The 7807-nt window shown below is 72.5% G+C and carries 7 protein-coding genes and 1 rRNA gene; 5 read left to right on the top strand and 3 right to left on the bottom strand.

Annotated elements, in window-relative coordinates; genetic code table 11:
* Position 1: 1 nt before the first annotated feature.
* Together mtrA and mtnA are read right to left on the bottom strand one after the other, a co-directional pair.
* Complete coding sequence (gene mtrA, locus ACZ69I_RS28215; RefSeq protein ID WP_189176211.1) at positions 2-691, bottom strand: two-component system response regulator MtrA; 690 nt, start codon at positions 689-691, stop codon at positions 2-4.
* Between the two features lie 4 nt (positions 692-695).
* Positions 696-1853 carry an S-methyl-5-thioribose-1-phosphate isomerase gene (gene mtnA / locus ACZ69I_RS28220; protein ID WP_467681080.1) on the bottom strand — a complete coding sequence of 386 codons (1158 nt, stop codon included), beginning with the start codon at positions 1851-1853 and terminating at the stop codon, positions 696-698.
* A gap of 140 nt (positions 1854-1993) precedes the next feature.
* Between mtnA and ACZ69I_RS28225 the strand changes: the two genes are divergently transcribed.
* Genes ACZ69I_RS28225 through ACZ69I_RS28245 form a run of 5 tightly spaced genes read left to right on the top strand, consistent with a single transcriptional unit; the run spans position 1994 to position 7601 of the window.
* The gene (locus ACZ69I_RS28225; protein ID WP_470835398.1) at positions 1994-3310 is read left to right on the top strand and encodes a DUF7847 domain-containing protein; all 1317 of its coding nucleotides are present in this window, start codon (positions 1994-1996) and stop codon (positions 3308-3310) included.
* Between the two features lie 4 nt (positions 3311-3314).
* Positions 3315-4046, top strand: coding sequence for a DUF4129 domain-containing protein (locus tag ACZ69I_RS28230; RefSeq protein ID WP_470835399.1), 732 nt, complete (start codon positions 3315-3317; stop codon positions 4044-4046).
* Positions 4043-5305 (top strand): DUF4350 domain-containing protein, encoded by a 1263-nt coding sequence (locus ACZ69I_RS28235; RefSeq protein WP_470835400.1) that lies wholly within the window; start codon positions 4043-4045, stop codon positions 5303-5305. The genes ACZ69I_RS28230 and ACZ69I_RS28235 overlap by 4 nt, the downstream gene beginning before the upstream one ends.
* Complete coding sequence (locus tag ACZ69I_RS28240; RefSeq protein WP_470835410.1) at positions 5305-6291, top strand: AAA family ATPase; 987 nt, start codon at positions 5305-5307, stop codon at positions 6289-6291. Before ACZ69I_RS28235 ends, ACZ69I_RS28240 begins: the two co-directional genes overlap by 1 nt.
* Positions 6291-7601 carry a DUF58 domain-containing protein gene (locus ACZ69I_RS28245; RefSeq protein ID WP_470835401.1) on the top strand — a complete coding sequence of 437 codons (1311 nt, stop codon included), beginning with the start codon at positions 6291-6293 and terminating at the stop codon, positions 7599-7601. Before ACZ69I_RS28240 ends, ACZ69I_RS28245 begins: the two co-directional genes overlap by 1 nt.
* A gap of 121 nt (positions 7602-7722) precedes the next feature.
* Here the strand turns inward: ACZ69I_RS28245 and rrf are convergent.
* Positions 7723-7807: ribosomal RNA gene (gene rrf / locus ACZ69I_RS28250) — 5S ribosomal RNA — on the bottom strand; the annotation flags it as partial.

Raw genomic sequence — 7807 nt, forward strand, 5'->3', positions numbered from 1 at the left:
GTCAGCTCGGTCCGGCCTTGTAACCGACACCACGGACGGTCACCACGATCTCCGGCCGCTCCGGGTCACGCTCGACCTTGGAACGCAGCCGCTGGACGTGCACGTTCACCAGGCGGGTGTCCGCCGCGTGCCGATAACCCCAGACCTGCTCGAGCAGCACCTCACGCGTGAACACCTGCCACGGCTTGCGCGCCAGCGCGACCAGCAGGTCGAACTCCAGCGGCGTCAGCGCGATCGACTGCCCGTCCCGCTTGACGGAGTGCCCGGCCACGTCGATGACCAGGTCACCTATGGCCAGCTGCTCCGGCGCGGGCTCCTCCGACCTCCGCAGCCGCGCCCGGATCCGGGCCACGAGCTCCTTCGGCTTGAACGGCTTCACGATGTAGTCGTCGGCGCCCGACTCCAGGCCGACCACCACGTCCACGGTGTCGCTCTTGGCCGTGAGCATCACGATCGGCACCCCGGACTCCGCCCTGATCAGGCGGCACACCTCGATGCCATCACGGCCCGGCAACATCAAATCCAGCAGTACAAGATCCGGCTTTGCCTCCCTGAAAGCGGCCAGCGCCTTGTCGCCATCAGCTACGAACGACGGCTCAAAACCTTCACCACGCAGCACAATCCCGAGCATCTCGGCCAGTGCGGTGTCGTCGTCGACGACAAGGACTCGTCCCTTCATGCCTGACATCATCCCATTAGCTAATCGTTACCTGGCGTGACCTGGCACACAGCTCGGCAAGGCCCTCTGCTGTCACAGGTGACAGAACGCCCTCTTCCGTGACGATCGCCGTCACCAACTCGGGCGGCGTCACGTCGAATGCGGGGTTGTACGCCTGGGTCCCGAGGGGTGCCACCGGTATACCGCCTCCCGCTTCCATCCCGATCACCGGCACATACGGTGCCGTGACCTCCGTCACTTCATGACCGCCCCGCTGCTCGACCTCGATGGACGCTCCGTCCGGCGTGTTCGGGTCCACGGTGGTCACCGGCGCCACCACGATGAACGGCACGTGGTGATACCGCGCCAGTACGGCGAGCGGATAGCTCCCCACCTTGTTCGCCACCGAACCGTCGGCCGCGATGCGGTCGGCCCCGATCAGCACGGCATCCACCTCACCCGCCGCGAACAGCGAACCCGCCGCGTTGTCCGTAAGCAAGGTGTACGCCATCCCGCTCCGCGCCGCCTCGTACGCGGTGAGCCTGGCCCCCTGCAGCAGCGGCCTCGTCTCGTCCACCCACAGCCTGCGCAGACTCCCCTCCCGGTGCGCCTTGAGCGCCACCGCGAACGCCGTGCCCTCCCCTCCGGAGACCAGGGCCCCCGTATTGCAGTGCGTCAGGATCCGGTGCCCGCCGCCGGGCAGCAGTTCGTCGAGCAGTGCCAGGCCGTGGGCCGCCATCCGGCTGCTGGCCTCGGCGTCCTCGGCGTGCAGGGCCCGCGCCGCGTCGAGCGCGGCACCGGCCGCCGTCCGGGCGTCGGCACCGCCCGCGGCCGCCGCGCGATACGCGGCCTGGGCCCGTCGTGCGCCGTACGCGAGATTGACCGCGGTGGGCCGGGCCCCCGCCAGGGAGTCCGCCGCCGCGTCCACGTCGAAGCCGCGGGCGGCGGCGAGCGCGACGCCGTACGCCCCCGCGATGCCCAGCAGCGGTGCCCCTCGCACCGCGAGCGTCCTGATCGCCTCCACGAGAGCCGGTGCGTCGGTGCACACCAGCTCGATCTCCTCGCCCGGCAGCCTGGTCTGGTCGAGCAGGACGACCACGGGCCCCTCGGGCGGGTCGTCCCATCGGATCGCGGGAACCGTCGGGATCCCGGTCGGCCGGTTGTCCTCGCTGGATTGCGCGTACTGATCAGCCATCCGCCCAGTCTGCCCCGTACCCGGCGGACAATTGAAGGTGTACAGCCGCTACGGCGCCCGGTCACCTCGCGGGCCCACCGTGACACGATGGCTGCCAACCTGCCGCCGCGCCCGCGGACGGGCACCTTGAAGGAGCGACGATGAACGACACTCCGGGCTGGGCCTCGCCCGGATCCGCCCCCTCCGACGGACAGGACGCCGGCAAGCCGGACGCCGACGGGCCCGCGGACGCCGGCCGGCAGGACGGCCCGCCCAAGTGGTCCAAGGAGCAGCCGCCGCCCGCCCAGTGGTCCCCGCCCAGCACCCCCGGCCCGGGGGCGACGCCGCCTCCTCCGCCCCCGCCGCCCGGCCAGGGCGGCGGCTGGGGCTGGGGCAACCAGCCTCCCGGCGGCCCCGGTGGCGGTGGCCCCGGCGCTCCAGGAGGCCCCGGGGGCTACCGCGGCTGGGGCGCCTGGCAGGGACCGCCGCCCGCGGCCAAGCCCGGCGTCATCCCGCTCCGCCCGCTCGGCGTCGGTGAGATCCTCGACGGCGCGGTGTCGACCATGCGCGCCCACTGGCGCACGGTCCTCGGCATCTCGCTGACCGTCGCCGTGCTCACGGAAATCGTCGTCGTCCTCCTCCAGGGACTCGTCCTCGACGAGTCCGTCGACACCGAAGCCCTCGACGACCCCAGCGCGACCGTCGGGGAACTGACCCGCGCCATGGGCGACACGATGCTGAGCTCCGGAGTGGTCCTCGTGATCACCCTGCTCGGCACGATCGTCGCGACGGCCCTCCTCACCATGGTCACCAGCCGCGCCGTGCTCGGTAAGCCGGTGACCACCGCGGAGGCCTGGCGGGACTCCCGCCCCCAGCTGGCCAAGCTGTTCGGTCTGACCCTGCTCATTCCGCTCATCGGCGCCGCGATCGTCTTCATCGGCATCCTGCCCGGCCTGCTGATCGCGCTGGCGGGCCCCTCCGACGCCGGTGCGACCCTCGCCGTGCTCGGCGGCCTCGCCGCCGCCGTCGCCGCCCTCTGGATCGTGGTCCGCCTCTCGCTCGCCTCCCCGGCGCTCATGCTGGAGAAGCAGGGCATCAAGAAGTCCCTCACCCGCTCCGCCAAGCTGGTGCGCGGCTCCTGGTGGCGGGTCTTCGGCATCCAGCTGCTCGCCGCGATCATCGCCAACGTCGTGGCGTCGATCATCGTCATCCCGTTCACCTTCATCGCGGGGGCGGTCAGCGGCGACGGCGTCACCGGCTTTCTCGACAGCACCGGGGAACTGGGCTGGACCTTCCTGATCGTCAGCGGCGTCGGCTCGGTCATCGGCTCCATGCTGACGTTCCCGATCACGGCCGGAGTCACCGTGCTCCTCTACGTCGACCAGCGCATCCGCCGCGAGGCCCTCGACCTCGAACTCGCCCGCGCCGCCGGCCTCCCCGGCCACGCCCCCACCGCGCCGGGCTCCACGGGGAGTTGATGCGGTGACCGCGGCGGGGGCAGTACTCAGGGGGCTCGGAGCCGCACCGCTCCTGCCGCACACCGGCGACGACCCACCGGTGACGATCCCGCGCGACCCCGCGCGGGAGGCCGCCGAACGTGAACTGTCCAAGCCGATGTACCACGACAACGACCCCAGCCTCTTCCAGCGGGCCCTGAACCGCTTCTGGGGCTGGGTCGACGACCTGTTCTCCGCCGCCTCGGGCGCCACCCCGGGCGGCGCGCTCGGGCTCCTGGTCATCGTCCTCGCCGTCGTCCTCGTGATCGGCGCCCTCTGGTGGCGCCTGGGCACCCCGCACCGCACCGCCGCCCCCCTCCCCTCCCCCGCCCTCTTCGACGACCGCCCCCGCAGCGCCGCCGAACACCGCGCGGCCTCCGCGGCACACGCCGACCGGGCCCACTGGAACCAGGCCGTGCAGGAACGCATGCGCGCGGTCGTCCGCGCCCTGGAGGAACGCGCACTCCTCGACCCCCGCCCCGGCCGCACCGCCGACGAAGCCGCGACGGAGGCGGGCCGCACCCTCCCCTCCCACACCGACCGACTCCGCGCCGCCGCCCACGCGTTCGACGACGTGACGTACGGCGGTCGCACCGCGGACCGGGCCACATACCTGCGCCTGGCCGAGCTCGACCACGACCTGCAGCGCACCAAGCCGGTCCTGGCCGCCACCGCCCACACCACGCCGGGCACCAGCTCCCCGGGGGACGCCGAATGACCGGCCCCAGCCCTGCCACCGAGCCACCCGGGCCCGCCACGCCCCCCACCGCCACGGGACGACCCGACGCCCCGTCGGCGGCACCCTCGACGTCGATCACCCCCACGCCCCGTCAGCTCTGGACCCGCTCCCGGGGCATCGTCCTCGCCGCGGTCGTCCTCCTCGTGGCAGCCGTCGCCATCGCCGCCGTCCGCTCCAGCGCCCAGCACGGCCGCCTCGACCCCCGCTCCGCCGACAGCCGGGGGAGCCGAGCCGTCGCCGAACTCCTCGCCGACCGGGGCGTGTCCACCCGCGTCGTCACCAGCACCGCCGAGGCCGAGGCCGCGGCCCGCCCCGACACGACCCTCCTCGTGGCCGACCCGGACCTGCTCACCAAAGGCCGGCGCTCCCGCCTGCACTCCGCCACCGAGAAGTCCGGCGGCCGCACCGTACTCGTGACCCCGGGCACCCGGTCGGTCGAGGACCTCGCCCCCGGAGTCACCGCGGACCCCACGCCCAGCGCCGACTCCACGCTCTCCCCCGGCTGCGCCCTCCCCGCGGCACGCCTGGCGGGCAGCGCCGACATGGGCGGCATCCGCTACGACACCCTCGCTCCGGACGCCGAGGCCTGCTACCTCAGCGACGGACTCCCCAGCCTTCTCCATCTCCCCGCCCCCCGCGGAAAGGGCGACACCGTCGTCCTCGGCGCCCCCGACATCCTCTACAACGACCGTCTCGACGAGCAGGGCAACGCCTCCCTCGCCCTCCAACTCCTCGGCTCCCGCCCCCACCTGGTCTGGTACCTCCCCTCGCTCTCCGACGACCGGGGCGACACCGACTCCGAGCGCCGCGGCTTCTTCGACCTGATCCCCTCCGGCTGGCTCTGGGGCACCCTGCAACTCACCGTCGCCGCCGTACTCGCCGCCCTGTGGCGCGCCCGCCGCCTCGGCCCCCTGGTCGCCGAACGCCTCCCCGTGGCCATCCGCGCCTCCGAAACCGTGGAAGGCCGTGCCCGCCTCTACCGCAAGGCGAACGCCCGCGACCGCGCGGCCGCAGCCCTACGCACCGCCAGCCGCACCCGCCTCGCCCCCCTCCTCGGCGTCTCCCCCGCTCAGGCACACTCACCCGAGACCCTGCTCCCCGCCCTCACCGCCCGTCTGCGCACCCCCGGCCAGGACCCGCACCCCCTCCTCTTCGGACCGCCTCCCGCCGACGACACGGCACTCATCGCCCTCGCCGACCAACTCGACGCCCTCGAAAGAGAGGTACGCCACTCATGATGGACCCGACCACTGACAACGGGCCCACCGGAGATCCCCGCGACGCCCGCGCCTCCCTCGAAGCCCTGCGCGCCGAGATCTCCAAGGCCGTGGTCGGCCAGGACCCCGCCGTCACCGGCCTCGTCGTCGCCCTCCTCTGCCGCGGCCACGTCCTGCTCGAAGGAGTCCCCGGGGTGGCCAAGACGCTGCTCGTCCGCGCGCTTTCCGCGAGCCTCGAACTCGACACCAAGCGCGTCCAGTTCACCCCCGACCTGATGCCGAGCGACATCACGGGCTCCCTCGTCTACGACGCCCGCACCACCGAGTTCTCCTTCCAGCCGGGCCCGGTCTTCACGAACCTGCTCCTGGCCGACGAGATCAACCGGACCCCGCCCAAGACCCAGTCCTCGCTCCTCGAAGCGATGGAGGAACGCCAGGTCACCGTCGACGGCACTCCGCGCCCGCTCCCCGAGCCCTTCCTCGTCGCCGCCACGCAGAACCCCGTCGAGTACGAGGGCACGTACCCCCTCCCCGAAGCCCAGCTCGACCGCTTCCTGCTCAAGCTGACGGTCCCTCTCCCCTCCCGCCAGGACGAGATCGACGTACTCACCCGGCACGCGGAAGGCTTCAACCCGCGCGACCTGCGCGCCGCCGGCATGCGCCCCGTGGCCGGACCCGCGGACCTCGAAGCCGCCAGGGCCGCCGTCGCCAAGACCTCCATCTCCCCCGAGATCACCGCGTACGTGGTGGACCTCTGCCGCGCCACCCGCGACTCCCCGTCCCTCACGCTCGGAGTCTCCCCCCGAGGCGCCACGGCCCTGCTCTCCACGGCCCGCGCCTGGGCCTGGCTCACCGGCCGCGACTACGTCATCCCCGACGACGTCAAAGCCCTGGCCCTGCCCACCCTCCGCCACCGGATCCAACTCCGCCCGGAGGCCGAGATGGAGGGCGTCACCGCCGACTCCGTCATCAACGCGATCCTCGCCCACGTCCCGGTCCCCCGCTGATGGCGCTCACCGGACGCACCGCCCTCCTGGCCGCCCTCGGCACACTCCCCGTAGGCCTCTGGGACCCCAGCTGGACCGGCATCCTCGCCGTCAACACCCCGCTGGCCCTGGCCTGCGCCTGCGACTTCGCCCTGGCCGCCCCCGTACGCCGCCTCGGCCTGACCCGCACCGGCGACACCACGGTCCGCCTGGGCGAGACCGCCGACGTCGAGCTGACGGTCACGAACCCCTCGGGCCGCCCCCTGCGCGCGGAGCTCCGGGACGCCTGGCCCCCGAGCAGCTGGCAGCCCGGCACCGAAGTCACCGCGTCCCGCCACCGCCCGACCGTCCCGGCCGGTGAGCGCCGCCGCCTCACGACCCGCCTGCGCCCCACGCGCCGAGGCGACCACCAGGCCGACCGCGTGACCATCCGCTCGTACGGCCCCCTGGGCCTCTTCACCCGCCAGGGCAGCCACAGAGTCCCCTGGACCCTGCGCGTCCTGCCACCCTTCACCAGCCGGAAGCACCTGCCCGCCAAACTGGCCCGCCTTCGTGAACTCGACGGCCGCACCAGCGTGCTCACACGAGGCCAGGGCACCGAATTCGACAGCCTTCGCGACTACGTTCCCGGGGACGACACCCGCTCCATCGACTGGCGAGCCACCGCCCGCCAGTCCAGCGTCGCGGTCCGCACCTGGCGCCCTGAACGCGACCGTCACATCCTTCTCGTGCTCGACACCGGCCGCACCTCGGCGGGCCGCGTCGGCGACGCCCCGCGCCTCGACGCCTCCATGGACGCGGCCCTGCTCCTCGCCGCCCTCGCTTCCCGCGCCGGCGACCGTGTGGACCTGCTCGCCTACGACCGTCGCGTACGTGCCCTGGTCCAGGGCCGCTCAGCAGGCGACGTTCTCCCCTCCGTGGTCAACGCCCTGGCCACATTGGAGCCGGAACTCGTCGAGACAGATGCCAGGGGCCTTACGTCCACGGCCCTGCGGACCGTTCCGCGTAGTTCCCTGATCGTGCTCCTCACGAGTCTCGACGCGGCCCCCATCGAAGAGGGCCTGCTCCCCGTACTTTCCCGTCTCACCCAGCGCCACAAAGTCTTGGTCGCATCGGTGGCCGACCCGCACATCGAGAAAATGGCGACTTCCCGCGGGTCCACGGAAGCGGTTTACGACGCCGCGGCGGCCGCACAAGCTCAATCGGAACGCCATCGCACAGCGGACCAACTCAGGCGTCGAGGCGTCACGGTCGTGGACGCCACTCCGCATGACCTCGCACCCGCTCTGGCGGACGCCTACCTCTCCCTCAAGGCCGCCGGCCGCCTCTGAGACTCGACTCAATTGAGGGACGAGGGACCAAAAGGCTGAGCAAAGAGCGCAATAAAAGACCCCTGGAACGCAGAAAACCCCCGCACCAATGGTGCGGGGGTTCCCCTTTTTTCTAAAATGAGTTCGGCGGCGTCCTACTCTCCCACAGGGTCCCCCCTGCAGTACCATCGGCGCTGTGAGGCTTAGCTTCCGGGTTCGGAATGTAA

The sequence above is a fragment of the Streptomyces sp. NPDC036815 genome, assembly GCF_055609205.1.

Coding starts and splice junctions, on each gene's coding strand:
- ACZ69I_RS28235 (WP_470835400.1), top strand. CDS start 4,043: ATGACCGGCCCCAGCCCTGCCACCGAGCCACCCGGGCCCGCCACGCCC.
- ACZ69I_RS28225 (WP_470835398.1), top strand. CDS start 1,994: ATGAACGACACTCCGGGCTGGGCCTCGCCCGGATCCGCCCCCTCCGAC.
- mtrA (WP_189176211.1), bottom strand. CDS start 691: ATGATGTCAGGCATGAAGGGACGAGTCCTTGTCGTCGACGACGACACC.
- ACZ69I_RS28240 (WP_470835410.1), top strand. CDS start 5,305: ATGGACCCGACCACTGACAACGGGCCCACCGGAGATCCCCGCGACGCC.
- ACZ69I_RS28245 (WP_470835401.1), top strand. CDS start 6,291: ATGGCGCTCACCGGACGCACCGCCCTCCTGGCCGCCCTCGGCACACTC.
- mtnA (WP_467681080.1), bottom strand. CDS start 1,853: ATGGCTGATCAGTACGCGCAATCCAGCGAGGACAACCGGCCGACCGGG.